Source organism: Saccharopolyspora terrae (assembly GCF_004348435.1).
Lineage (GTDB): Bacteria > Actinomycetota > Actinomycetes > Mycobacteriales > Pseudonocardiaceae > Saccharopolyspora > Saccharopolyspora endophytica.
The window spans coordinates 1-24,263 of sequence record NZ_SMKS01000024.1; the positions used below are offsets into that span (position 1 = coordinate 1).

Annotated in this window: 23 protein-coding genes; 7 read left to right on the plus strand and 16 right to left on the minus strand. The window is 70.8% G+C overall.

Annotation, left to right across the window (positions count from 1 at the left end):
- Together E1181_RS15315 and E1181_RS15320 are read left to right on the plus strand one after the other, a co-directional pair.
- Positions 1-632: C39 family peptidase (locus E1181_RS15315; protein ID WP_328590890.1), on the plus strand; the 632-nt coding region annotated here is incomplete at its 5' end.
- Positions 633-745: 113 nt separating this feature from the next.
- A complete protein-coding gene (locus tag E1181_RS15320; protein WP_235876791.1) occupies positions 746-1,837 on the plus strand; it encodes a hypothetical protein in 1,092 nt (363 codons plus the stop codon).
- A 78-nt stretch (positions 1,838-1,915) separates the two neighbouring features.
- On the opposite strand, the gene E1181_RS15325 is transcribed toward E1181_RS15320, so the two are convergent.
- Positions 1,916-2,521, minus strand: a complete 606-nt coding sequence (locus E1181_RS15325; protein ID WP_132675333.1) for a glycoside hydrolase family 25 protein — start codon at positions 2,519-2,521, stop codon at positions 1,916-1,918.
- A gap of 326 nt (positions 2,522-2,847) precedes the next feature.
- Here E1181_RS15325 and E1181_RS15330 point away from each other — a divergent pair, with 326 nt between their 5' ends.
- Both E1181_RS15330 and E1181_RS15335 read left to right on the plus strand, forming a co-directional pair.
- On the plus strand, positions 2,848-3,654 hold the full coding sequence (locus E1181_RS15330) for an SAM-dependent methyltransferase (RefSeq protein ID WP_132675335.1): 807 nt from the start codon (positions 2,848-2,850) through the stop codon (positions 3,652-3,654).
- A 50-nt stretch (positions 3,655-3,704) separates the two neighbouring features.
- On the plus strand, positions 3,705-4,355 hold the full coding sequence (locus tag E1181_RS15335) for a GNAT family N-acetyltransferase (protein ID WP_132675337.1): 651 nt from the start codon (positions 3,705-3,707) through the stop codon (positions 4,353-4,355).
- A 1-nt stretch (position 4,356) separates the two neighbouring features.
- Here E1181_RS15335 and E1181_RS15340 read toward each other — a convergent pair whose 3' ends face one another.
- Complete coding sequence (locus E1181_RS15340; RefSeq protein WP_235876792.1) at positions 4,357-5,310, minus strand: hypothetical protein; 954 nt, start codon at positions 5,308-5,310, stop codon at positions 4,357-4,359.
- Positions 5,311-5,532: 222 nt separating this feature from the next.
- Here E1181_RS15340 and E1181_RS15345 point away from each other — a divergent pair, with 222 nt between their 5' ends.
- The gene (locus E1181_RS15345; RefSeq protein ID WP_132675339.1) at positions 5,533-6,294 is read left to right on the plus strand and encodes an SGNH/GDSL hydrolase family protein; all 762 of its coding nucleotides are present in this window, start codon (positions 5,533-5,535) and stop codon (positions 6,292-6,294) included.
- A gap of 90 nt (positions 6,295-6,384) precedes the next feature.
- Here E1181_RS15345 and E1181_RS15350 read toward each other — a convergent pair whose 3' ends face one another.
- The 3 genes from E1181_RS15350 to E1181_RS15360 form a co-directional block, all read right to left on the minus strand.
- Positions 6,385-7,254 (minus strand): mycofactocin-coupled SDR family oxidoreductase, encoded by an 870-nt coding sequence (locus E1181_RS15350; RefSeq protein WP_132675341.1) that lies wholly within the window; start codon positions 7,252-7,254, stop codon positions 6,385-6,387.
- A gap of 233 nt (positions 7,255-7,487) precedes the next feature.
- On the minus strand, positions 7,488-8,339 hold the full coding sequence (locus E1181_RS15355; RefSeq protein ID WP_132675343.1) for an SAM-dependent methyltransferase: 852 nt from the start codon (positions 8,337-8,339) through the stop codon (positions 7,488-7,490).
- Positions 8,340-8,568: 229 nt separating this feature from the next.
- Complete coding sequence (locus E1181_RS15360; RefSeq protein WP_132675345.1) at positions 8,569-9,210, minus strand: TetR/AcrR family transcriptional regulator; 642 nt, start codon at positions 9,208-9,210, stop codon at positions 8,569-8,571.
- 103 nt (positions 9,211-9,313) lie between these two features.
- Between E1181_RS15360 and E1181_RS15365 the strand changes: the two genes are divergently transcribed.
- Both E1181_RS15365 and E1181_RS15370 read left to right on the plus strand, forming a co-directional pair.
- Positions 9,314-9,883 (plus strand): NADPH-dependent FMN reductase, encoded by a 570-nt coding sequence (locus E1181_RS15365; RefSeq protein ID WP_132675347.1) that lies wholly within the window; start codon positions 9,314-9,316, stop codon positions 9,881-9,883.
- A gap of 14 nt (positions 9,884-9,897) precedes the next feature.
- Positions 9,898-11,346: an MFS transporter gene (locus tag E1181_RS15370; protein WP_132675349.1), complete on the plus strand. Its 1,449-nt coding sequence runs from the start codon at positions 9,898-9,900 to the stop codon at positions 11,344-11,346.
- A gap of 82 nt (positions 11,347-11,428) precedes the next feature.
- Here E1181_RS15370 and E1181_RS32145 read toward each other — a convergent pair whose 3' ends face one another.
- The 11 genes from E1181_RS32145 to sbnA all read right to left on the minus strand — a co-directional run bounded on the left by E1181_RS32145 (position 11,429) and on the right by sbnA (position 24,089).
- Positions 11,429-11,905 (minus strand): sulfatase/phosphatase domain-containing protein, encoded by a 477-nt coding sequence (locus E1181_RS32145; protein ID WP_235876793.1) that lies wholly within the window; start codon positions 11,903-11,905, stop codon positions 11,429-11,431.
- Positions 11,890-12,897 carry a sulfatase family protein gene (locus tag E1181_RS15375; protein ID WP_235876794.1) on the minus strand — a complete coding sequence of 336 codons (1,008 nt, stop codon included), beginning with the start codon at positions 12,895-12,897 and terminating at the stop codon, positions 11,890-11,892. Before E1181_RS15375 ends, E1181_RS32145 begins: the two co-directional genes overlap by 16 nt.
- A 280-nt stretch (positions 12,898-13,177) precedes the next feature.
- Positions 13,178-13,780 carry a class I SAM-dependent methyltransferase gene (locus tag E1181_RS15380; RefSeq protein ID WP_132675351.1) on the minus strand — a complete coding sequence of 201 codons (603 nt, stop codon included), beginning with the start codon at positions 13,778-13,780 and terminating at the stop codon, positions 13,178-13,180.
- Positions 13,781-13,904: 124 nt separating this feature from the next.
- Entirely contained in the window at positions 13,905-15,083 is a 1,179-nt protein-coding gene (locus E1181_RS15385) for a type III PLP-dependent enzyme (RefSeq protein WP_132675353.1), read from the minus strand.
- Positions 15,076-15,849, minus strand: a complete 774-nt coding sequence (locus tag E1181_RS15390) for an HpcH/HpaI aldolase family protein (protein ID WP_132675355.1) — start codon at positions 15,847-15,849, stop codon at positions 15,076-15,078. The genes E1181_RS15385 and E1181_RS15390 overlap by 8 nt, the downstream gene beginning before the upstream one ends.
- A complete protein-coding gene (locus E1181_RS15395; RefSeq protein WP_132675357.1) occupies positions 15,843-17,591 on the minus strand; it encodes an IucA/IucC family protein in 1,749 nt (582 codons plus the stop codon). The genes E1181_RS15390 and E1181_RS15395 overlap by 7 nt, the downstream gene beginning before the upstream one ends.
- Positions 17,588-19,180 (minus strand): IucA/IucC family protein, encoded by a 1,593-nt coding sequence (locus E1181_RS15400; RefSeq protein WP_132675359.1) that lies wholly within the window; start codon positions 19,178-19,180, stop codon positions 17,588-17,590. Before E1181_RS15400 ends, E1181_RS15395 begins: the two co-directional genes overlap by 4 nt.
- Positions 19,177-20,403 (minus strand): MFS transporter, encoded by a 1,227-nt coding sequence (locus E1181_RS15405; protein WP_132675446.1) that lies wholly within the window; start codon positions 20,401-20,403, stop codon positions 19,177-19,179. The genes E1181_RS15400 and E1181_RS15405 overlap by 4 nt, the downstream gene beginning before the upstream one ends.
- Entirely contained in the window at positions 20,403-22,055 is a 1,653-nt protein-coding gene (locus E1181_RS15410) for an IucA/IucC family protein (RefSeq protein ID WP_132675361.1), read from the minus strand. The genes E1181_RS15405 and E1181_RS15410 overlap by 1 nt, the downstream gene beginning before the upstream one ends.
- A complete protein-coding gene (gene sbnB, locus E1181_RS15415) occupies positions 22,055-23,074 on the minus strand; it encodes a 2,3-diaminopropionate biosynthesis protein SbnB (protein WP_328590891.1) in 1,020 nt (339 codons plus the stop codon). The genes E1181_RS15410 and sbnB overlap by 1 nt, the downstream gene beginning before the upstream one ends.
- A gap of 31 nt (positions 23,075-23,105) precedes the next feature.
- Positions 23,106-24,089, minus strand: coding sequence for a 2,3-diaminopropionate biosynthesis protein SbnA (sbnA, locus tag E1181_RS15420; RefSeq protein ID WP_132675363.1), 984 nt, complete (start codon positions 24,087-24,089; stop codon positions 23,106-23,108).
- Positions 24,090-24,263 lie beyond the last annotated feature (174 nt).

Below are 24,263 nucleotides of genomic sequence, written 5' to 3' on the forward strand. Positions count from 1 at the left end.
CCGTTGCTCTGGCCCCCGCCGCTGCCCCCGCAGCGCCGGCCGCCCCGAAGTCCGACGAGAAGGCTGAGCAGAAGGCCGAGAAGAAGTCTGCGGACGTCAAGCCGCAGGCGGTCACCAAGGAACTCCCCGTCAACTACGCGGCCCAGCTGACCGGTTACTGGTGCGGCCCCGCCGCGACCCGCATCGCCATGTCGTCCAAGACCGGTGAACTGCCCTCCCAGGCCGCGCTGGCCAAGGAGCTCGGCACTACCGAGAACGGCACCGACCACGTCGGCCAGGTCGCGGACGGCCTGAACAAGCTGCTGGCCCCGACCGGCACGCACTACGTCGCCAAGGACCTCAGCAGCCGCGAGGTCTCGCCGGAGATGACCAAGGAACTGTGGGACGACACGGTTCGCAACATCGACAGCGGCAAGGCCATGGTCGCCAACATCGTCGCGCCGCCCGGCAACCAGCCGCCCGGCTACCCGTCGAGCCAGACGATCTACCACTACGTGTCGGTCGTCGGCTACGACGCCGACAAGAAGAACGTGAAGATCGCCGACCCGGCGAACTTCGGCGGCAACAAGGAGTACTGGCTGAGCCTCGACCAGCTGACCTCCCTGGTCCAGCCCCGCGGCTACGTCGCCTGATCACCTCCGGGTGAGTTGACCACTGCGGCGGTCCCCTGTGGAAGGGGGCCGCCGCAGTCGTCGTCGGGTGGTCCGGACAACCTCCTTCCGGTTCGGCGCGTCTGAGTGATGACGTGACCGACTGGAGGGGGACGACCGTGCTCAAGCGGATCGGGATCATCACCCCGCTCGTCGCGGCGACGGCGCTGGTGGGAGGCGTGGCCGGCGCCCAGGCGACGTGGACGGCGGAGCCGTTCCCGCAGCGGCCGGGCCTCTCGTCGGCGATCTCCACCGCGTCCAGCGGTGGCGGCGAGACGTGGGCCTTCGGCTCCTACGGGCAGGCCGGTGGCACCTCGTCGACCTCGCAGGCGTACCGCCGCGGAGCCGACGGGAGCTGGGCGGAGGTCCCGGTCCCGCCCATCGGTCACCTGGTGTCCTCGGCCGTGGCCGGCCCGAACGACGCGTGGGCCGTCGGCTGGGGCTACAAGAACACCGCCGGGGCCCTGTTGCGCTGGGACGGTGCGGCGTGGACGGAGGTCCCGGTGGACGTCCCCGGCGCCACCCGGGTGCGCCCCGACGACGTGGTCGCGGTCGGTGACGAGGTCTGGCTGATCGGCAAGGGCTACGACGACGGGCAGGAACCCCGGCAGCACTCCTTCGCCAAGCGCTGGGACGGCGCGGCCTGGCAGGACCTGCCGCTGCCGGAGCCGGCGAACGAGGCAACGCTGGGTGCGATCGGGGGCGGCCCGGACGACCTGTGGATCGCCGGGACGCGGGGCGACGCCGCGATGGCCCTGCACTGGGACGGCACCGCCTGGGCCGAGGGGCCGGTGCCGCCGGTCGAGATGCCCGAGAACGCACTCCTCGAGGTCAACGACGTGACCGCCCGCGCCGCGGACGACGTGTGGATCTCGGCCGCCGCGCGCATCTACGACCAGCCGGAGCAGACCGAACCCGTGCTGCTGCACTGGAACGGCGCGGCCTGGAGCGAAGCTCCCGCGCCGGACGCGGGCGCACCCGGCGAGTTCGTCCACGCGGAGGGCGCGCTGTGGAACCTCGCCGAGACAGGTCCGCTCCGCTACGACGGCACCACCTGGCAGGCGGTCGACGGTCCCGACGAAGGTCCGGTCCACGCCGGAACCGAGGTCGACGGACGCCTCCTCGGCATCGGTTCCACCGACCCGAGCTACGAGGCGGCACCGTTCGCCTCGATCCACACCGGCTGACCGTTCTTCGAAAAGCCATCGCGGGAAACAGGAATCCCCTCGCCAACGGTGGGACGGCGAGGGGATTGCCGGTGTTGCTCAGAGCGTGAAGGCCGCCCGGGTGTAGCCGCCGACGGTGGCGTTGCGGTCGACCCCGCCGGGGATGCCGGGAACCTGTCCGGCGTCGCTGTGCTGGTGCAGCGCCAAGCGGGGGTGGCCCCAGCCCGGGTTGCCGGGGTCGCCGTTGTAGCGGGCGATCCACAGCAGCACGTCGTCGCCCGCCCACAGGTTGGGGTCGATGATGTTCTGGAACCAGTTCAGGCTCGCGTACACCAGCACTCCGCGGACACCGGTCGCGATGCGCAACAACCGGACGAACTCGGCGATGAAGGCGTTCGGGTCGGGGATCTCGGGATCCTCCATGTCGAGCATCGGCCACATGTTGCCCGGCTCCTTGAGCCCGTGCTGGCCCATCCACCAGGCGAAGTGCCCGACCTGCGGGTCGATGGCCCCGGGGCGGGCGAAGTGGTAGCCGCCGGTCATGATGCCCGCGCCGCGCGCACCGGCCACGTGGGCGCCTGCCGCGTCATCGACCCACGTCCGGCCCTCGGTCAGCTTCATGCTCGCGAAGGTGATGTTGTTGCCGCGAACGGCCGCCCAGTCGTCGACGGCGTTGTGGTGGCTGATGTCGATTCCGTAGTCCATGGGGCCCCCATCTGGTCGTGCTCGGGTTGCGCAACGCTCGCGGAGCGCGCCGTCGGCGTCTCCCCAGCCGGATCTCGGCTGAGCTGGTGATCAACCCGTGCTGCGCACACGGTCTCAAGAAAAGATCGTCCTGTGGGGTGAATGACTGGAATTACCACGTTTGGAGCACCCGTACGTCGCAGTGCCGATTGGTGCTCCTGGCCCAGCGGGCCGGAAACGGGTGATCTCGCCGTGGCAGGTGTGATGTTCGTGGTCCACTGGGGCGTGGACGGCGCGCGTTGATCTTTGGAAGCATCGGAGTCCGTTGGCCTTCGGGGAGGAGCGGCATGAGCGACGGCGTGGGGGACCTGCGCACGGACGTGGCGCACGGCGCGCGGATCTACGACTACATCCTGGGCGGCAAGGACAACTACGCCGTCGACCGCGCCGCCGCGGAGGCGTCCCAGCAGGTCTGGCCCGCGCTGCCGGTGCACATGCGCGCCAACCGCGAGTTCATGCACCGCGCAGGACGTTTCCTGGCCACCGACTGCGGGATCGACCAGTTCCTGGACATCGGCACCGGAATCCCGACCAGGCCGAACCTGCACGAGGTCGTGCAGGAGGTGAAGCCGGAAGCTCGCGTGGTCTACACCGACAACGATCCGATCGTGCTCGCCCACGCCCGCGCGCTGATGGCGCAGAACGGGCGGGGGAGGACCGCGTACGTCGACGCCGACCTGCGCGACCCCGACACGATCCTGAACTCCCCGGAGTTCCGGGAAACCCTCGACCCGAGTCGGCCGATCGGCCTGATGCTGATCGCGGTCGTGCACTTCATCGAGGACGACGACGAGGCGCTGGACGTGGTCCGCCGCATCGTCGACGTGCTGCCCTCGGGCAGCTACGTGGCGGCCACGATCGCCACCGACGAGTACGCCCCGGAGCTGCTCGCCGAGGTCCGCCGCGCGTACCGCGAGCACGGCGAAACCCTGAAGTTCCGCTCGCGCACCACCGCGCAGCGCTTCTTCGACGGCCTCGACGTCGTCGACCCCGGCCTGGTGCAGATGCACAAGTGGCGCCCCGACGACCTCGAATCCCTCAACGTCCCCGAAGCCGACATCGCCATGTACGCCGCAATAGCCCGCAAACCCTGACGCGACGACAGAGGACCGCGCCCGAGCGGAATCGGCGGCATCATGGGTGGATGTTGATCGACGTCTTCCCGCTCTTCGGGCTGAGATTGACCACGCCGAGGCTGGTGTTGCGGCTGCCCTCGCAGGACGAACTGGGTGATCTGGCGGAGCTGGCCGCCCGAGGGGTGCACGACCCGGCGTTCATGCCGTTCAGCGTTCCGTGGACCGATCATCCGCCCGAGCAGGTCGCGCTGAACGTGGTCCAGCACCACTGGGCGAAGCTCGCCGAGTGGAGCCCGCAGGGCTGGACGATCGGCTTCGGCGTGTTCCTGGACGGCGTCATCGTCGGGCAGCAGAGCGTCCACGGCCGGAACTTCGCCGTCACGCGCGAGGTGAGCACGGGATCGTGGATCGGGCAGGCCCGCCAGGGGCGGGGGATCGGTGCCGAGATGCGGGAAGCGGTGCTGCACTTCGCCTTCGCCGGGATCGGAGCCCGGCACGCCCGCTCCTTCGCTGCGGAGGGGAACGAGGCGTCGCTCCGGATCTCGCGCAAGCTCGGTTACGAGGCCGACGGCGTCCAGCGAAGCGCGCTCCGCGGCGAGCTGAGGGTGGAGCAGCGGTTCAGGCTCACCCGCGAGTCCTGGGAGGCCCACCGCTCGGTTCCGGTCGAGATCGAGGGGCTTGCTCCCTGCCTGCCGATGCTGGGCGTGGGAGCGGCCTGAGTCAGGTGCGTGCGGGGCGGTTGGCGAGTTGTTGGGTCGAGGGGTCGACCGGCTGGGGCGGGTTGGCCTGGACCTGCTGGTTGCGCCCGGTCTGAGACGAGCTCGGCGTGGCCGCCGGGGTGAGCTGCGTCTGCGCGGCGCTCGCCTGCGACGCGCTGGGGGTCGCGGCCGGGGTGAGCTGGGTCTGCTGCGCGGCGTGCGACGGGCCGGGGGTGACCGCTTGGTTGAGCTGCGTCTGCTCGGTGGAGTTGGTCTGCGCGCCCTGGGCCGAGGTGCTCGACAGGTTCGAGCTGACGATGCGCTGCAGGTTGCGGTGCGCGTTGTTGAGCTCGTGGCGCATGCCGTGGATCTGCTTGGTCAGCGTGTCGCCCTCGGCGAGCGTGTTGGTCTCGACGGCGCGCAGCAGCACGCCCAGCTGACCGTGCAGGCGCTGGTGCACCTCGGCGAACGTGGCGACCTGCTGCTGCATCTCCAGCGGCGGCTGGGTGCGCGAGATCGCCTTGATCATGGTGTCCTGCCAGCGCTGCCCGGCCTGGCGGTAGTGCCGGTCGGCGGCCGTCCGGTAGTGCGGGGCGACCTGCGAGTCCAGGGACATGCGGATGAGCTCGTGGCAGCTGTTGACGAGTTCGCGGGCGGCCGTGGTCAACGCGTAGGCCCACTCCCACTGCTCGGCCTGCGTGCTGGCGTGGCGCTCCTCGCGCGCTTCGTCCAGCTGGCTCCGGGACAGCTTCACCTGCTCCCAGGCGCGCTCGGCCTGCTCGGTGGCGGTCGCGGCGGCGCGGCCGGTCTTCTCCGCGTTGGCCTCGACCGCCGCGGTCAGCCGGCGCACCGTCTCGGAGCGGCGGGTGGTCTCCTCAGCGGTCTTCCGAGCCGACCACAGCAGCCAGCCGGAGACACCGGCGGCCACGAGAGCCAGGACAGCCGGGATCCACGTCACCCATACCTCGGTCCCCATGTGCCCGACGATGACACATGAGCGGTTGCGCCCGTCGGGCGCATGAGGAAAAACTCCCGATGACTACGTGCGGTCGCGACGCGTGACTCTGCGAAATCGGAATTCACCGGGGAGGACTCTGGTGCGCGCCGGCGAAAAGCGGTAGGGGCCGCGTCCTTTCGCCTCGGGATGGTTTGCTGTGCTGGCGGGACGTGAAAGTGATGTCGCAGAGCGAAGGTGGACATGTACGCGCGGTACGTGGCGATCGGGGACAGCCAGACGGAAGGCGTGGGGGACGGCGATGACGAGCGCGGCCTGCGCGGCTGGGCGGACCGGCTCGCGGAGAAGATCGCTGGTCTGGACCCGGGTTTCCGCTACGCCAACCTGGCCGTGCGCGGCAGGTTGATCGGCGAGGTGCGCGCCCAGCAGCTCGGACCCGCGCTGGAGCTCGAACCCGATCTCGCCACCGTGGTCGCGGGGCTCAACGACGTGCTGCGCAGCGAGTACGACGGTGACGCGGTCGCCGCGCAGCTGGACGAGATGATCGGCGCGCTCAGTCGATCAGGTGCGCACGTGGCCACCGTGACCTACCCCGACATCGGCGAGATCGCGCCGATCGCCCGCCGCTGGCAGCCTCGGCTCACCGAGTTCAACGCGCGCGTGCGCGAGATCGCCGCGAAGCACGGCGCCACCGTCGTCGAGGCGGACCGGTACCCGGTGTGCGCGGACCGCCGGATCTGGAGCCACGACCGCCTGCACCTGAACCCGGCGGGCCACGCGTTGCTGGCCGACGGTTTCGCGCATGCGCTGGGACTGCCCGGAAGCGACGACGCGTGGAGCGCCCCGTTGCCGCAGCAACCGGTTCCCGGCCTGGTGCGCGCGGTGGCCGCCGAAGCCCACTGGGCCGCGGTGTTCCTGGCGCCGTGGCTCTGGCGGAGGATCACTGGCCGCTCCACGGGGGACGGCCGCAGCGCGAAACGTCCCGACTTGCAGCCGGTTTCCTGACTCGCGGGCGGTTTCGGCCCGAACCGCCCGTGACCGACGTCCGGAATGCCCGGCCGGACCGAAACCGCCCCTTGTGCGCGGGAGGTCGGGTCAGAGCCCGGCGCCGGCGTCGATGGGGATCGTGGTGCCGGTGATGTAGCGGCTGTCGTCGGAGACCAGGTGCAGGACCGTGTTGGTGACGTCCTCCGGTTCCAGCGAAGCCACCGGGAGACGGTTGATGCCGCGGACGACGTCCTCGAAGTCCTCGCGGGTCGGGTTCTCCAGGTCGGGTCGGAAGAGCCCGTAGATGGCGTCGTTGTGGATCATGTCCGTGCCCACGGTCGTCGGGTGGACCGTGTTGACCCGGATGCGGTGCGGCGCGAGTTCCTTGGCGAGGACCTTCATCATCATGACCAGGCCGGACTTGGCCGCCGAGTAGTGCGCGGTGTTGTCGTTGACGTGCAGCGCGGCCAGCGAGCTGGTGATGACCACCGATCCACCGCGGCCGCCCTCGATGACGTGCGGCACGGTGGCTTTGATCGTCTTGAACACCCCGGTGAGGTTGATGTCGATCATGTCCTGCCAGGTCTCGTCGCTCATCGACAGCGTCGGCTCGGCGCTGAAGATCCCGGCGTTGGCCAGCACGACGTCCAGCCGCCCGAACTCGTCCACGCCAGCCTGGGCGGCCTCGGCCAGCGCGGTGGAGTCCCGCACGTCGGCGGTGCGCGCGACGACGCGGCGGCCGACGGCCTCCACCTGCCGGACGGTTTCGGCCAGGTCGGCGGCGGTGGCCAGCGGGTACCGGACCGACCCGACCGGGGCAGGTGCGTCGGTGGCGATGATGTCGGCGCCTTCGCTCGCCAGCCGGACGGCGTGGCTGCGGCCCTGGCCGCGCCCGGCGCCGGTGATGAAAGCGACCTGCCCGTCGAGCTTGCCCGTGGCGGATGTCCCCGTTCCTCGTGTCGACGAGGCTGACGGTATAGAGGATGATCTTGGAAGTCGAACATCAAGTCCGCAGCGGGCTTCGCGGAGCCGAAGCCGCCCGCAGGGCTACCGTCCTTCTCCTGGTGCGTGGCGCTGGCAGCGGATCGGTCCGCGAAACCGGCCGCGGCTGCTGCCAGTGCGGTGAGCCGGCCGGGGTGCCCTCGTTCCGCAGTCCGATGTGGACTGAGCGGAGCGCGGGGTCGGCAACGGACGTTTCGATTGCTCCCGCGCTAGTTCTTGCGTCCCACCACGCCGGCGATGCAGCTCTCGGCCTGGTTCAGCGGGCGCGACCTGGGGCCGTTCGGCCACCAGAGGTCGCAGAGCTCGACGTCGGCCGGGGCACCCAGGCCGGGCGGCAGGATGTCGAGTCCCGGGAGCAGCGCGCGGATCTCGTCGCGCGTGCGGAAGCGGCCCGAACCCATCGGGCTGTGCAGGAAGAGCTCCTCCATCTTGCGGGCCAGCGCGCTGTGCTCCGGGGTCTGCGGGTCGAAGAAGTGCGCGATGACGACGTAGCTGCCCGGGGCGAGCGCGTCGATGTAGGTCCGCATCAGATCCGGGCCGTCGTCGCCGAGGTGGTGGTGGAGGGTGCCGACCTGCAGCAGCGCGATCGGCTCGGAGAAGTCGAGGTGCCTGCGGACTGTGTCGTGGGCCAGCACCTCGTCCGGGTTGAAGATGTCGGCGGAGGCGAAGTGGGTGTGGTCGTTCTCCTCGAGCAGCGCCTTGCCGTGCGCGATGACCACCGGGTCGTTGTCGATGTAGACGACCTCGGTGTCGGGACACACCCGTTGCACGATCTGGTGCGTGTTCTCCGCGGTCGGCAGGCCCGAACCGCAGTCGAGGAACTGCCGGATGCCGGCCTCGTCGGCGAGGTACTGGCACGCCCGGTTCAAGAACATGCGGTTGGACCACGCCATGTCCTTGACCTCCGGTGCCGCCTGGGCGACGTGGTCCAGCACTTGGCGGTCGACCTCGAAGTTGTCCTTGCCGTTGAGCGCCGCGTCGTAGACGCGGGCGATGCTGGCCTTGGTCGTGTCCACGCCGACGGGTGCGGAACTCGGCGCCATCGACGACTTCTCGGACATGCCTGCTCCTGCTTGCTCGGTGGCCACGGTTGAGGGGTTGTCGCCCGGTACGCCCCTCGGGGCAACGGGTCCGGCGTGAATCGGCTGATCCCCGTGCTCTCGCCGCCGACCCAGCTGTCCCGTCCGGTCGGGAAAATGATCGCACACGGAAACGTCTTGAGGGAAAGAGTCTGCGGTGGTGCGCGTCACCTCTTCCCGCCTGCGAGCCTGCGTCAGGATGCGTGAACTTCTACCGAGGGCGAGGGGAGTAGGCGCGCAGGAACGCCTTGATGCCGGCGGTGACGATCTCTTCGCGAGTCGCTTCGTCGATGGGCAGCGCACCGTAGTAGGTCCGGCTCTGGACTTCGCTCCCGGCCAGCGCCACGAAGTGCAGAGCGGTTCGGCGTGCATCCTCGATTTCGAGCAGGCCCTCGGCCGCCAGGCCGGTCAAGCGGCGCGCGAGGTCCTCCTGCACCCGCTCCGGCCCGGCCTCCTGCCAGGCGCGCAGGACCTCCGCGGGGATGTGCCCGACTTCGGCCTGGATCTGCCGCACCAGCGCGAAGTGCGCGCTGAACCGGGGCATCACCGTGGTGAACGCGAGTCCTAGCGCGATCAGGTCCGACTCCAGGTCGACGATCTTGCTCAGGTTCCGGTCCAGGTCGCCGAGCTGGACCTCGCGGACCTGCGCCGCGCTTTCCAGGATCACCGTCCGGAACAGCTCGTCCTTGTCCTGGAAGTGGTTGTAGATCGTGCGGGTCGACACGTCGGCGGTCTTGGCGATCACGCCGATGCTCGCCCGGGTGTAACCGTCCCGGCCGAACACCTCGCGAGCTCCGTCGAGGATCGCCCGGCGCTTCTCCGGTCCGCGTGACGAGGCGTTCTCCCTGCTCAAGTCGCTCTCCCGAGAAAAAGTACAACGGTCATTGCACTAAGTGCATTACACGTTGTACTTTACCACTCGTCAGCTTCCAGCACACCGAATCCGAGGAGCGAAGATGTCCGCACTGCGCCTGGCCGTGATCATCGGGAGCAACCGCGAGGGCCGCTTCGGGCCGACCGTGGCCGACTGGTTCGCCGAGCAGGCCCGGCAGTTCGACGGCCTGGACGTCGATGTCGTCGACCTGGCGGGAATCCCGCTGCCCACCGCCATCGACTTCGGCGCCGCGCCGGATCCGCACGTCGCCGAGCTGGGCGAACGACTGGATTCGGCGGACGCCTACGTCGTGATCACGCCCGAGTACAACCACAGCTTCCCGGCTCCGCTGAAGAACGCGATCGACCTCTACCGCGCGGAATGGCGGGCGAAACCGGTCGGCTTCGTCTCCTACGGCGGGATGGGTGGTGGCCTGCGCGCGGTCGAGCAGCTGCGCCTCGTCTTCGCCGAACTGCACGCGATGACCGTCCGCGACAGCGTCAGCTTCCACAACGCCTGGGACCGCTTCGACGACAGCGGTCGGCCGGTCGACGAGGCGTGCAACGGTGCGGCCAAGGGCATGCTCAACCAGCTCACGTGGTGGGCGCGCGCGCTGCGCAACGCCAAAACCGCCGACCCGTACGACGTCTGACGAAGGGCGCAACCGTGAAGAACAAGCTGACGCTGACCGTCGTGCTGCTCGGTTACCTGGCGTTGCCCATGTCGATGTCCGGAACGACGGTCGCCCTGCCGCAGATCGGGGCCGCCCTGAACGCCTCCGGCGGCCCCCTGCAGTGGGTGGTGACGGGCTACTTCCTCACCGCGTCGTCGTTCATGCTGGTCGCCGGGTCGACCGGCGACCTGTTCGGCAGGCGGAGGATCTACCGCATCGGTGCGGCGACCTACGCGATCGGCGGTCTGGTCGCCGCGCTCACGCCGAACGTCCTGCTGCTGGACGTGGCGCGCACGGTCACCGGCGTCGGCGCGGCCGGAGTGATGGCCGGCGGCGGCGCGATCCTGGCGTCCACGTTCACCGGGAGCCAGCGGACCAAGGCGTTCGCCGCGATGGGCACCATCGCCGGTGTGGGCATGGCGATCGGCCCGACGCTGGCGGGCTGGCTGGTCGGCGCGCTCGGTTGGCGGGCCACCTTCGGAGCCTTCGCCGCGACCGGATTGCTCTTGCTGGCCGGAACTCTCGTGATGGAGGAATCCCGTGCCGAGCGGCGCGAGCGCGTGGATTGGTTCGGCGCGGTGAGCTTCATCGCCGGGCTCGCCTCGGTCATGTTCGCCATCACCCAGAGCTCCCGCGCGGGGTGGACCAGTCCGCTGGTGCTGGGGCTCCTCGCGGCCGGGGCGGGGCTGCTCGTGGTCTTCGCGAGTGCTGAGCGTCGCAGCCCGAACCCGGTGCTCGACCTGACTCTGCTGCGCAACCGGCGGTTCGTCGGGTGGCTGCTGGCCGGTGTCGTGATGGTGCTGGGTTTCGGCGGCATGATGTCGTACCTGCCGACCTACCTGCAGGGCGCGAACGGGATGTCGGCGCGGGACTCCGGTCTGGTCATGCTCATGGCGACGGCGCCGACGCTGGTCCTGCCGTTGCTCGTCAGCAGGCTGATCGACAGGGGAGCCTCTCCGAGGCTGCTGATCACCGGTGGTCTGCTGCTGATCGCTGCGGGCAACGCCTGGCTGACCCGGCTGCACCCCGGCATGGGGGGCTGGGAGCTGCTCGGCCCGCTGCTGACAGTCGGGTTCGGCATCGGTCTGGCCACCGGACTGATCGACGCGCAGGCGATGAACCAGGTCGACCGATCGCGCACCGGTATGGCCGCCGGTCTGCTGAACACGGTGCGGGGCGGCTCGCAAACGCTGGTGATGGCGTTGTTCGGCTCGGTTCTGATCACGCTGCTGACCGGTCGGGTCGGCGCTGAGCGGGCAGGCAGGGTCGCCACCGGCGAGTTGGCCGGGGCGGAGCAGGCCGCGCAGTTGACGCAGGCCTGGCAGATCGTGCTCTGGGGGATCGCGGCGCTGACCGGCCTGGGGGCGCTGGCCGTCGCGACCCTGCTCACCCCGTCCCGCGATGCCGTCCAGCGCTCTCAAGCGGTCCCGGCGACCGCTTGACCGGATCGCCCCGCGGTGCCCGTGCTCCTGGAAACGGTCACCGCGGGGCGTTTTCGCGTCCGCTGGGCTGCCGCGCCGGTGGTCAGGGCGCCTTGGCGGCCTCGGTGCACTGGGCCGTGCCCCGGCATTCGGCCACCCGGACGAGGATCCGGTGGAGTTCGTCGCGGCGCTCGGGCGGCAGGCTCGGGTAGGTGTTGGTCAGCTGGAACGGGTCGGTCCGGGCGTCGTAGAACTCGCGCTCGCCGTTGACGTACTCGACGTAGGTGCCCTCCGGAGTCCTGATCGCGGCGTAGGTCGGCGGGACCCCGTCGGGCTTCTCCTGGCGATCGGGGTCCTCCTGCGAGACGCGCGGCTCGTGGTGCTCGACGAGCGCGACGTTCCTGCCCGTTCCGGACTCGCCGCGCAGCAGGGAAGCGAAACCGGTGCCGTCGACGTCGGGACGCCTCGGTGCACCGGCGAGTTCGGCGAAGGTCGGGCGGAAGTCGATGTTCTGCACCGAATCCGGGACCGTCCGCCCCGCCGGGACACCCGGTCCGGTGGCGATCAGCGGGACCCGCACGTCGGTGTCGAACGCCGTCTGCTTGCCCTCGGGCAGCGCGTGCTCACCGAGGTGGAACCGTTGTCGGAGGTGAAGATGACGTGCGTGCGCTGCGCCTGATCGGTCTCGGTGAGCGTGCGCTGGAAACCGGCGAGCATCTCGTCCACCGCCAGCAACGACTGCGCTCGCTTGCGGAACTTCACGTCCGCTGCCCGCACCTTCGCCGCGGGCAGCGGCGGGAGCGCGCGCAGCCACGCCGGTTTGTCCGAGCGGTCCGGTTCGTCGAAAGCCGGAGTGCGCGGCGCGGTCAGCCCCGGGAGCGCGTCGGCGTGCCGAGGAGCCGGGGTGAACGGCCCGTGCGGCGCGAACGGCGCGACCTCCAGGAAGAAGGGCGTGCCCCGGGCGGCGCTGGAGCGGATGAAGTCGTTGCCGCGCTGGGCCAGCACGTCGGTCAGGTAGTCGCCGGGCCGGTGCCCGTGAGACCGCAACCGGCCGTTGACGTTGAGCTGGTAGTCGTACTCGTCGTAGCCGTTGCCCGCCACGGCCCACTCGTCCCAGCCCGGCGGCACGAAAGGACGCTCGCCGCCGAGCGTCCGGCCCGGCTGGTAGCCGTTGAGGTACTTGCCCATGAACCCCGTCCGGTACCCGGCCTGCTGCAGCTGGGTGCCCACGGTGTCGCGCTCGTCGCGGCGGTGGAACACCGCGAACCCGCCGTCGGGAGGCTCATTGGTGAACACGCCGGTGTTGTGCGGGTACTTCCCCGACAGCAGCGACGCGCGGGACGGGCAGCACAACGAGTCGGTGACGGTGGAGTTCGAGAACGTCACGCCGTCCCGCTGCATCCGCAGCACCTCCGGCATGAACCGCACCAGCCCCTGGTCCATGTCGTCGACCAGCACGAACACGATGTTCGGTCGCGCCGGGTCAACCGCGGGCTGCGGCGGGGGAGCGGTGCACGCGGCCAGGACCAGGCCGATGGCTGCCACGCAGACGGCCAGCCGCGGACGCGGCATATCGATCATCCTCCAGGGGACTTCGGCGCCGCGCACAGCATGCCCGGCGACCGGCGCCCCGCCAAGCGGATGACCAGAAGTCGAACGGCTGCGTGTTGCTCAAGAAGCGGCGGAGCCGCTGTTGGTGTCAGGTGTGGGACTCAGCTCGCGCCGCCGCGGGTTCTGACACGGCTTCTGGGGAGGACAGCCGTAGCGCCGTGTATTGGTCGGATCCCGGAGCCAGAAGGCGTGTCAGGTTCCGCCACCCGCACCGCCACGCAAAACAAGTCGAGAAAACGCTTCAGCGGACCGCGGTGAAGGCCGTGAGGGAGGTCAAGTCGCGACGGGAGACCTCGGAGAAGACGCCGCGCAGCGCTCGCTCGATCCGGTCGATCTTGTCCGCGGAGAGCGCGTTGCTGCGCGTGAGGAACGACGGTCTCGTCCCGCCGTGGCAGGCGATCAGCAGCCGCCCGCCGGGGCGGGTCACCCGGTGCAGCTCGGCGATGCCCGCGTCGAGGTCCGGCCAGATGGCCACGTTGTTCACCGCGACGACGCGGTCGAAAACCGCGTCGGGGAAACCGGTGTCGGCGGCGGTGCCCAGCCGCAGGTCGATCCGGCCCGCGCCGATCGCGTCGGAATGCGGACGGCTCGCGAGGTCGCGCATCTCCGCCGAGGGGTCGACGCCGCAGATCCGCCTCGCGGGAGTCCGCGTCAGGAGGCGGATCAGTCCGCCGGGTCCGTAGCCGACTTCGAGGACCTCCGCGCCGGCCGGGACGTCGAGGAGGTCGAGCACCTCTTCCTGGCGGTTCGCCCACAGCATGAAGCGCCCGGCCATCCGACCGCGCACACCGCGCGGGAGCGCGAACGGTGAGCGGCTCGGTTCACCCAGGCTCCGCGACGTCATGGCTGCACGTCCCCACCTTCCGCTTCAACCCGGGTTGAAGCCCTGTACGGGAGGTTCAGGACCAACGGTACCCACGAGCGATGAGCCTGGCCGGTCGAGCGAGCCAGGCCCACCGCGCGCGGGATCAGAAGAAGACGTGCTCGGGATGCGGGTGGCTGAGGAAGTCGTGGTGCGAGATCTCCCAGCCGTAGGCTCCCGCGTGGCTGAACACCAGCACGTCACCTGCGCGGAGGCGTTCCACCGCCACGTCGCGGGCGAGGACGTCCTTCGGGGTGCACAGCTCGCCGACCACGGTGACCGGCCCGCTCACCTCCGGACGCGGCGCCGTCGACTCCCAGCGGTCGACCGGCACCACCGTGAAGGGGTGGCTGTGCTGCCAGGACGACGGCAGCCGGAACTGGTGGGTTCCGCCGCGCACCAGCGCGTACTGCACGCCGTGGTTGCGCTTGACGTCCAGCACTTCCACGGCGTAGCTGCCGCACTCGGCGACCAGGTAGCGCCCGCACTCGAAGTCGATCTCCCGGACGTGCGCGGGGAACTCGGCGAGCACCGACGGCAGGCGCCGGGCGAACGCCGGCCAGTCGAACTGCCGGTCCAGCCGGGCGTAGTCGACGCCGATGCCGCCGCCGACGTTGATCACCTCGCAGCGCAACCCGAACTCCCGCTCCCACTGCGACACCGTGCGCCCGTAGTGCGCCAGCAGCTCCAGGTGGGCGTCGGCGGAGAGGTTGTTGGACAGCGAGTGCAGGTGGAATCCGACGAGCCGCACCCCGGGCAGCTCGCGGGCCGCGGAGACGCAGCCGGGCAGGTCCTGCTCGTCGATGCCGAACTGGGTGGGCTTGCCCGCCATGGCCAGGGTCGCGGTCGGGAACGGGCCCGAGAGGTTGACCCGCAGCAGCACCTCCGCCGTCGTGCCCAGCCGGGTCGCCGCGGCCGAAACCCGGTGCAGCTCCAGCAGGCTCTCCACGTGCAGCCGCTGCACGCCCTGCTTGAGCGCCTGCTCGATCTCCGCGGGCGTCTTGGCCGGGCCGCCGAAGATCACCGGGACGTCGGCGCCGACGGCGCGCGCCTTGTCCAGCTCACCGCCCGAGGCGATCTCGAACCCGGCGACCAGCGGAGCCAGCGCCCGCAGCAGCGGATCGGCGCTGTTGGCCTTCATCGCGTAGAACATCCGGCAGCGTCGCGGCAGGGTGGCCGTGATGGCGCGGACGTGATCGGTCAGCCGGTCGAGGTCGTAGGCGAACAGGCACACCGGGTCGCCGCCGACGCGTTCCCGCACGAGTCCTTCGAGTCGCTCAGTCATGGTTCTCCCGGTGTCGGTCGAGGTGGGCGCGCAGCGCGCGGGCGGCCAGGCCGCGTTCTTCGCCGAGCACGAAGGTGCGCACCCCGGCCGCGCGCCACCGCTCGTGGTCCTCGGGGGTGCGCGGGATCGCGCAGTAGGGCACTCGGTGGGCGTCGCATTCGGCGTGCACGCGGGCGAGGGCCTCCTGGACCAGCGGATGCCGCGTCTGCCACGCGACGCCGTAGGACTGCGACAGGTCCGCCGCGCCTTCCAGCACCAGGTCGACGCCGCCACCGGCGAGGATCGACGGCAGCTCCTCGACGCCCTCGGCGTCCTCGATCATCGCGATGACCATGGTCTCCTCGTTGGCCCGGCGCACGTACTCGGTGAGCTCGATGCGCCCGAAGCCCGGCACCCGGCCCCCGTTGAGGCTGCGCATGCCCTCCGGCGCGTAGCGGGCGGCGCGGATCGCCGCGTCCACGTCGGCGCGGCACCGCACGTGCGGCACCACCACGCCCAGCGCGCCCGCGTCCAAGGCCTGCAGGATCGCTCCGGGGTCGGCTTCGGGGACGCGGACGAACGGGATCAGGTCGACCGCTTCGGCCGCCCGGATGAGGTTCTCCAGCTGTTGCGGGTCGACCAGGGAGTGCTCGGTGTCGAGGATGACGAAGTCGTAGCCCGCGCAGCCGATCATCTCCACCAGCGGCGGTGACGGGATGGAGCAGAACAGCCCGTAGCTCTCGCCGCCTTCGGCGAGCCTGCGCTTGACGGTGTTGGGCTTCAGCACCGCTCCACCTCCGCCAGCGGGTTGGGCACGGCGTGCAGCCGCAACTCGGTGTCCGGGTGCAGCCTGCGGGTGGTCAGCTGCTCCACCTCGATCGCCGGGGTGAACAGGTCGAACAGCTCGAAACGCGCCTCCAGCTCGGGGAACCGGCGTTGGTAGCCGCGGATCTCCTCGACCACGACCCGCCAGAAGTCCTGCTCGGCGAAGCCGTAGTGGTCGGCGAGGAAGAGGGCGAGCTCACCGAGGTTGATGAAGAAGAACGCGTCCAGCAGGAAGTCGGTGACCAGGCTCAGCTCGTCGGTCTCGACGAAGGAGTTGCGGTTCTGGTGGTGCGCGGGCGTTCCCGCCAGCTCCGGTGCGGGTTTCGCGAGGTGCTCCCGGGAGAAGCGCACGCCGTCGTGGAAGTCCTTGAGCACCACGCGTTCCGGCTTCCCGTCGACGTGCACCAGGGCCATGTTCTGCGCGTGCGACTCCAGCGCGACGCCGTGCGCGCACAGCAGGTGCACCAGCGGCAGGGCGCTGACCCGCACCACCTGGCGCACCCAGTCCTCGACCCCGGTATCGCGCACCCACGCGTCGATCAGCGGTGTCCCGTCCCGCAGGCAGGCGGTCAGGCCGGTGAACGGGATCGCCCGCTCGCCGGTTCCCAGGTGCGGGTGCAGGCTCTCGCGCCAGATGCACGCGAGCGCGCCGTAGGTGTCGGCCTGCAGCAGGTCGGCTTCCGGCGTCACCGACACGCCCAGCTCCTCGCCGAGCAGGATCGGCCGCAGCTCGCCGGACAGGTAGTCGTCGCCGGCGACGACCTCGCGCAGCCAGTCGGTGATGCGCGGGGCGTTGCGCACGGTGTGCGCGGCCAGTCCGCGGCTGGTGGAGGTGTTCACCATCGACATCGACAGCTTGAGGTAGGGACGTTCGGGGGCGTCGCGGCAGGTCAGGGTGCGGATCGACTGCTGGGCGAGGAACTCGTCCGGGTCGTCGCCCAGCGGGATCAGCTCACCGCGGCCGAGCTGCTCGGAGAACGCCCGCGCGATGCGCTCCCGCCACTGCCACGGGTGCACCGGGACCAGCACGTAGTCGTCCGGGTCGCGGCCCGCGTCCTCGATCCGGCGGTGGAAGCCCTCGACCGCGGTGCCCAGCTGCTCGGTCACGTAGTCGCCACCGAGGGACGCGGAACCGCTGACCTCGGTGATGTCGCGGTGCGCCGCCAGCCACAGCGGGCGCAGCGGGTTCGCGAACTCCGGGCCGAAGGCGATGTCGTCGGCGACGTCGAACCCGAGGCGCGACTTGTACGTCGGGTGGTAGCGGTGGCCGTCGGTGATGGCCGATTCCAGGACGTCGTGGTCCGCAGTGGACGGTGGGTCCTCGCGGAGGTGCTCCGACAGCGCGTCCTTGAACAACGTCTCCTCCAGCTCGCGGGCGAAGCCGGGGAGGTGGTCGGGGTCGGCGTCCAGGGACTTGCGGACCTCCGAGAGGAACCGGGTGACCGACTCGGCCTCGACGCCGTCGCGCAGCACCGGCGAGGTCAGCCCGACCCGGCCGAACCCGAACCGGCGCACCGCGCTGAAGGAGTAGCGGACGGGTTGGCCGTCGCGGTCGATCCCGGTGACGACGTGCTCGTCGCCGTCCCGGTCGGTGCGCACAGCGCCTTCGTAGAGCAGGGATTCGACCAGCTGGCGGAACACGCGGCGCCGCACGTCCGCGGCGCGGGGGTCGCTCAGCGCTGCCTGCACGAGCTCGGCGGTCATCGGCTCACCTCGTGAATCGGGTTGGGGATGTCGACGTAGAGCGGGTTCTCACCGCGCTCGGCGAAACGGCTGAGCAGGTTCGCCTTGGCGGGCAGTGTCGGCGACTCGCGCAGTTCGGCCGCGTAGCGCCCGGGGACGCCGCGCAGGAACTCGCGCACGACCTGCCACAGCACCCGCTCACCGGCGGGCGTGCAGCGGCCGAGCACCGCGACCACGTGCCCGAGGTGGTTGGTGACCAGGTGGTACCGCAGCCGGTGCCACGCCTCGGAGTCGTCGTAGAGAACCGGGCTGCTCGGGGGCAGGACCCCGTCCGGGACGCGATCGCGGTCGGCGCTGGTGCCTTCCATGTCGCGCACGTAGAACCTGCTCGGCCAGCCGTCCTCGGTGTGCAGCAGGCTGTTCTGCACGTGGGCTTCGAAGCCGATGCCGTCGTCGGTGAACACCGCCAGCAGCGGACCCAGCGAGATCCGCAGGTAGCGGCGCAGCCACTCGGCGACGTGCTCGGCGGTCAGCGGGCCCGCCTGCTCGACGAGGTCCACCAGCGCCGGACGCCGGTCGACCCGGTCCTCCAGCAGCGCTGCGAGCACGCGCGGCGCGATGTCGGTGCCCGCGAACGGGTTCCGGCGGAACAGCACGGCGAAGTCCGCCGCCAGGTCGCCGACCGCCGCCGGGTCGAGGGTGCGGTACCCGGTCTCCGGGAGGACCTCGAAACCCTCGTGATACCAGTGCTTTTCGAGCGCGGCCACCAACCGGCCCGCGTCGGCGGCGCGGTGCAGGTGCTCGACGGGGTTGTTGCGCACGAAGTTGGTGATGCGCACGTGCAGCGGCAGCTTCCACGCGGTCGGGAACCCGGGATCGCAGACGGTGCGCACCGAGGACGTCGCGTACACCCGCGCTCCCACCGGACCCAGCGGAGTCAGCCGCCCGGCCTCGATCAGCTCCTGCACCCGGGGCTGTTCCCGCAGGTAGCGGTCCTGCCACGGGTGCACGGGGAGGACCGAGAGGTCCTCCTGCGGCAGCCACGGCCCGTCGCCGACCCGCTCCTCGGCCAGCAGCTCGGGCGCGGCGGCCCAGTGGTGCAGCCGGAACGACGCGCCGAGCTCCGGGGCGTAGCGCTCCAGGTCCTCGTCGCTGATCCCCTCCGCGCTCTTGGGCGTCGGGTGGAACGGGTGTCCCAGCAGCAGCGACTGCTCCGCCTGCCGAGTGATCTCCGCCGGATCGGTCGCGGCCGCGAACGCGGGCCGGTCCAGGTAGCGCGCCGTCCGGGCGACGCTGTTGGCGACCTGGCGCCGGAAGCGCTCCACCGCTTCCCGCGGCGCCGTCGCGCAGCGCCCGGCCAGCTCGTCGGCCACCAGCGCCACGAACTCCTCGTGCGAGAGCGCGACCCCGTCCCGGAGCACCTCCGCCCCGTAGACGTGGTGCCCGATCTCGGACCGGTGCCGGACCTCCGCGCGCAAGCTGCTCGGATGTCGGGCACCGGTGCGCAGCGGGATGCGCACCGAGCCGGCGCCGAACTCGCCGCCGACTTCCCTGACCAGCGCGTTCAGCAGCCGTTGCCGGGCCGCCGCACGTGCCACAACGTCGTTCACCTCAACACCTTCTCGTGAGTCTCAACCGGGGCGGAGGTGCCGGTGGCACCCTCCGCCGCCTTCGTACGGCCGGCCATCGCCAGCAGTGCGGCGACGCCCAGCAGGGCGCCGATGAGGGAGAACACCGCCGCCGGTGGCAGCAGGACCGCCAGGACGGCGCCCGCGAGCGGGCCGAAGACCTGACCGAGGTCGAGCACCCCGGTGCTGAACCCGAACGCCGTGCCCGAACCGCGCTCCGGCACGTGGTGGGCGTTGACGTGCAGCACCGACTGCACGAGCGCCGCGAAGCAGAATCCCTGCACGATCCGCAGCGGGATCAGCGCTTCGACGCTCACCAGGCCCTGCAACGCCACCGCGAGCGCGCAGCAGGCCGCCGCCACGGCGAACCCCAGCTGCGCGGGCCTGCGGTCGTTGCGTCGGCCCCACCAGGGGCTTCCCGCGCACGACGCCGCCCAGGTCAACGCCTGCAGAACGCCCACCCACACCGTCGCGGTGGCCACCGACCCGGACATCCGCTCGACCTGCGGTGCGAAGACCACCACCAGCGCGTAGATCGCGGCCTGCGCCGCGAAACCGGCCAGCAGCATCAGACGGCTCTCCCTGCGCCTGAGCAGCAGCCCCGCGATCGCGCGCGGCGAATGGCGTTCCCGCGCCTGCGCAGGTGGTTCGGTCAGCGAGCACGCGGCCAGCACGCTCGACAGCACGAGCATCCCCGCCACCGCCGCGAACAACGGCCCGAACCCGATCTCGGTGGCCAGCAACCCGCCCACCAGCGGCCCCAGCAGCGAACCCGCCGCGGTGGCGCCGAAGAGCATCCCGAGCGCGCGCCCGCGCCGGTCGGTCGAGGCCGCGGCGGTCGCGTAGGAGGCGGTCGCGCTGACCACGCCGCCGCACGCGCCCTGCAGCAACCGGCAGGCCAGGAACTCCTCCGGTGTGCTCGCCAGCGCCATCAGCGCGATCGCCAGGCCCAGTCCCGCGTGGGCGCGCACCACCATCGCCTTGCGGCCGAACCGGTCGCCGACCCAGCCCCACAACGGCCCGCTGACCAGCTGGACCACGGCTGGAGCCGCCACCGAAACCGCCGTCCACCAAGGGATCTCGGCTCGGGGCGTGCCGAGCCCGGCCAGGTAGAACGGCAGCAGCGGGACGACGATCGTCAATCCCGCGGTCGCCGCGAACTGCCCCAGGCACAGCACGGGATAGGTCCTGCCCGGCGAGAACATCACGCCCTCAACTCCCCGACGAGCGGATTCGGCACCGACCCGACACCGGCGGGCATGCTCACACCGCTGGAGCTGCCCTGCCGGAGCAGCGGCTCCAGCACCCGGCGGCTGGGCCAGGAATCGGCTCCCAGCAGGCACTTCCGCAGCACCTCGCGCACCTCGGCGGGCTGCGAGGGCAGGAGCTCCCGCACCGCCTGGTGCAACTGCGCCCACAGCTCCCGCTCGTCCACGCCGAAGTGACGGCGCAGGGCGTCGGCGATGCCGTAGAGGTTAACCTGGAACCCGAGGGTCTGCAGGTAACCGACCAGCGATTCCGCCGAGTCGAGCCGGAGCGACTGCGGCGCACCGGGTTTGATGACGTACTGCGGATCCGGCGTACCGGCCGCGCGCATCCACTCCGGGAACAGCCGCAGCGTGTCGTGATCGCGCAGCACGAACTGCTCCACGCGTCCCTCTTCCAGCCGCACCACCACGTTCTGGCCGTGCAGCTCCGGCAGCACCCCGCGGCTCAGGAAGCCGAACGCGACCTCGCAGAACGAGCGCGCCAGGTCGGCGAAGAACCGGACCGGGTCGAACCGGTCGGAGATCGCCGGTGCCAGCACGTCCCACTCGTGCGCGGCCAGCGCCGCCATCGGCAGCACCAAGCCGTCGAGCTCCGGGTAGATCCGGACCTGCGCGGCGAGCTGCCCGGGCCGGTCCCCGAACTCGTCGTCCGGGTCGTGCCACCCGGCCCAGACCCGCTCGTCGCACAGCGCGACCCGCTCGCCCAGCGCCGGAACCCGGTCGAGCAGATCGGCCATGCAGCGCTGGGCCCGCTCGGCGTTGGCCAGGTAGCGAGGCGGAAGCAGCCGCGTCGCGCCCAGCGTGGCGACTCCGAGCGGGAGCTTGACGTGCCGGTCGGTCTCGGGTTCCGCGACCAGGGTGCGCAGCGAGGAGGTGGGGTGGAAACCGCCGAGCCCGCGAGCCAGCGGAACCACCGCCCCCTCCGCCATCTCCGCACCGAAGGACTCCGCCAGGACGTGCTGGAACTGCCACGGGTGCACCGGGATCGGCTGGTAGTCCTCCCCGGCCTCGTCGAGCACCTGCTGCTCGGCGGGGGAGAGGACCAGCTCGGCGAGGTGGTGCGAGAGCGGGTCGGCGCCGTGGACGAGGCGGTCGCGGCGCACCGCCACCCAGTCCAGCCCCCACGGCTCACCGCGCATCGGGCCGTACCGCTCGACCTCCTCCGCGCGCCACCCCGCCGCCGCCCGGGAGGTGGGGTGGAACGGGCGGTTGCGCGTCGCCGCCAACCGCTCACCGGCCAGCAGCCTGCCGTCCCGCGGAGTCAGGTCGAGGGACGTGCGCTGCTCGCGCAGCACCTCCGCGTGCTCCACCGCGGCCCGCAGGTCCGCGGCCACCTCGGACGAGTCCTCGCTCACCAGGGAGAGGAGCTCGGCCGGCGTCAGCGACCGGGTCCCCTCGAACAGGACCGGGCCGCCGGCGTGGCGATGGCGTTGCAGCGCGCCGCCGGAGACGATCCGGAAGCGCACCGCGCCGGCCGCCAGAGTGATCCGGCCCCAGCCCGGTGGCTCCTCGGTGAGCTCGACGAGCTCCTCCTGCAGCAGCACGTCGATGAGGTCCCGCATGACCAGCTCGGCCGATCCGACCTGCATCAGTACAGGTCCAGCCAGGTGCCGACGCCCTGCTCCTTGGCGCGCTCGTAGACCGCGCCCGCGCAGGCGATGTCCTCCACGGCCATGCCCATCGGGTTGAGCACGATGATCTCGTCGTCATCGGTGCGGCCCGGCCGGGTGCCCGCCAGGATCTCGCCGAGCTCGGCGTGCAGCTGCTCGCGGGAGAACGAGCCCTCCAGCACCAGCTGGTTGATGATCTTCTTCTCGCGGTTGCTCTGGTCCCAGTCGTCCACCACGACCTTGTCGGCCTTGAGGAAGACCTCCTTGTGCACGTCCATGATGGACACGTTGCACAGCAGCGCACCGGGCTTGAGCCAGTCGGAGACGATGTAGGGCTCGCTGGTGACGGTGCACGGAACGACCAGGTCACCGGCACGCACGGCCTCTTCGGCGGTCTCGGTCACGTGGGCCTTGACCGACGGGTGCTCGCGGCCGATCCGCTCGGCCAGCGCGTGCGCGGCCTCCGGTCGCTGGTCGTGCAGGTGGACCTGCTGGATGCAGTCGAACTGCTCCAGCAGCGCCGTGATCTGGGTGCTGCCGATGAGGCCGCAGCCCACCAGCGCGACCTCGGAGAACCCGGCGCGCGCCAGGTGCCGCGCGGCCAGGCAGGTCACGCCCGCGGTGCGCCAGGCGCTGATCAGGCTTCCTTCGAGCACCGCCACCGGGTAGTTGCTCTCCGGGTCGTTGAGCACGATGACGGCGCTGGCGCGCTCCTTGCCGCGCTCGGCGGGGTTGTCGTGCTTGCTGCCGATCCACTTGATGCCGGACAGCCCGGGGTCTCCGACGTGCGCGGGCATCGCGATGATCCGGTCAGCGATGTGGCCCTGCTTGCCCGCCACCCGCAGGTACGGCTTGAGCGGCTGCACGGTCTTGCCCTCGGAGTGGGCGATCAACCCGGCGTTGAGCGCTTCCACGTAGAGCTCGGACGCCGCGCCGCCGACCGCTGCGATGTCGCTGCGGCTCAGGTAGAGCATCTGCGGGGATTCCTCGGTGGTCACCGGTCTTCTCCTTCGTGTTGCGGTGTTCTGGTCAGTTCGAGCAGCGCTGGCGGGCGGCGTCGAACCAGTCGTCGTCGTAGATCAGGTCGAGGTAGCGGTCCCCGCGGTCCGGGAACACCGCCACCACCCGGCACGGGCGGGGGAGTCGCGGCAGCGTGCGCTGCACGGCGGCGACCACCGCTCCGGTCGACCCGCCGGCGAAGATCCCCTCGGTGGCGAGCAGTTCGCGGCAGCCCACGGCGGCCTCGAAGTCGTTGACGTGCACCACTTCGTCGATCTCGCCGGGGCTGAACAGCTCCGGGACCCGGCTCGCGCCGATGCCCGGCACGTCGCGCTGTCCGGGCGGGCCGCCGAAGATCACCGAGCCGACGGCGTCCACCGCGACCACCCGCATCTCGGGGAAGTCCTCGCGCAGTCGCCGCGAGCAGCCCAGCAGGCTGCCGGTGGTGCTGACGGCCCCGAACAGGTAGGTGGGCGGTCCGTCGAGCTGACGGCTCAGCTCGTCGCCGGTGCCGTAGTAGTGGGCCTGCCAGTTGCGGTCGTTGGCGTACTGGTTGATCCAGATCGCCCCGGGCGAGTTCGCCACGATCTCCTGCACGCGGAGGATCCGGGTGTGCAGGTAGCCGCCGGTCTCGTCCGGCTGGTCGACCATCTCCACCTCCGCGCCCAGGTGCCGGAGGATCGCGACGTTGGCGGGCACGGCCTTGGGGTCGAGCACGCAGGTGAACCGCAGCCCGTGGATGCGCGCGGCGATGGCCAGCGCGATCCCGAAGTTGCCGGAGCTGCTCTCCACCAGGTGGGTTCCGCGCTGGATCGAGCCGTTGCGCAGACCTGATTCGACGATGTGCCGTGCGGACCGGTCTTTCATGCTCCCGCCGGGGTTCATGAGTTCGAGCTTCGCGATCACCTCGACATCGGATTGAGGGAAAAGCCGGTTCATCGCGACAGCAGGAGTGTTTCCCACGCATTCGAGAACCGACCCGATTACGGATTCGGTCTGGGTGTCGACGGCCACGTTTCTCCTCAGATCGACGACCGAAAGGCACAGCTACGAGCGGAAACGCTAACAAAGGCAAGGCTAACTTAACAGGATTGATCTGCGAGAGCCAGCGCACATCGGGGTGGCGCAAGCGGTTGCGGATCGTCCGTTGTGAAAAGTTCCGAACGGCCTTTTCGGGGATTCTGAGCT

Excerpts from the sequence above, each read along its gene's own strand:
- E1181_RS15325 (WP_132675333.1), bottom strand. The coding sequence starts at position 2,521 with ATGGACTACGGAATCGACATCAGCCACCACAACGCCGTCGACGACTGG.
- E1181_RS15330 (WP_132675335.1), top strand. The coding sequence starts at position 2,848 with ATGAGCGACGGCGTGGGGGACCTGCGCACGGACGTGGCGCACGGCGCG.
- E1181_RS15335 (WP_132675337.1), top strand. The coding sequence starts at position 3,705 with ATGTTGATCGACGTCTTCCCGCTCTTCGGGCTGAGATTGACCACGCCG.
- E1181_RS15340 (WP_235876792.1), bottom strand. The coding sequence starts at position 5,310 with ATGGGGACCGAGGTATGGGTGACGTGGATCCCGGCTGTCCTGGCTCTC.
- E1181_RS15345 (WP_132675339.1), top strand. The coding sequence starts at position 5,533 with ATGTACGCGCGGTACGTGGCGATCGGGGACAGCCAGACGGAAGGCGTG.
- E1181_RS15355 (WP_132675343.1), bottom strand. The coding sequence starts at position 8,339 with ATGTCCGAGAAGTCGTCGATGGCGCCGAGTTCCGCACCCGTCGGCGTG.
- E1181_RS15365 (WP_132675347.1), top strand. The coding sequence starts at position 9,314 with ATGTCCGCACTGCGCCTGGCCGTGATCATCGGGAGCAACCGCGAGGGC.
- E1181_RS15375 (WP_235876794.1), bottom strand. The coding sequence starts at position 12,897 with ATGCCGCGTCCGCGGCTGGCCGTCTGCGTGGCAGCCATCGGCCTGGTC.
- E1181_RS15380 (WP_132675351.1), bottom strand. The coding sequence starts at position 13,780 with ATGACGTCGCGGAGCCTGGGTGAACCGAGCCGCTCACCGTTCGCGCTC.
- E1181_RS15385 (WP_132675353.1), bottom strand. The coding sequence starts at position 15,083 with ATGACTGAGCGACTCGAAGGACTCGTGCGGGAACGCGTCGGCGGCGAC.
- E1181_RS15395 (WP_132675357.1), bottom strand. The coding sequence starts at position 17,591 with ATGACCGCCGAGCTCGTGCAGGCAGCGCTGAGCGACCCCCGCGCCGCG.
- E1181_RS15405 (WP_132675446.1), bottom strand. The coding sequence starts at position 20,403 with ATGTTCTCGCCGGGCAGGACCTATCCCGTGCTGTGCCTGGGGCAGTTC.
- E1181_RS15410 (WP_132675361.1), bottom strand. The coding sequence starts at position 22,055 with ATGCAGGTCGGATCGGCCGAGCTGGTCATGCGGGACCTCATCGACGTG.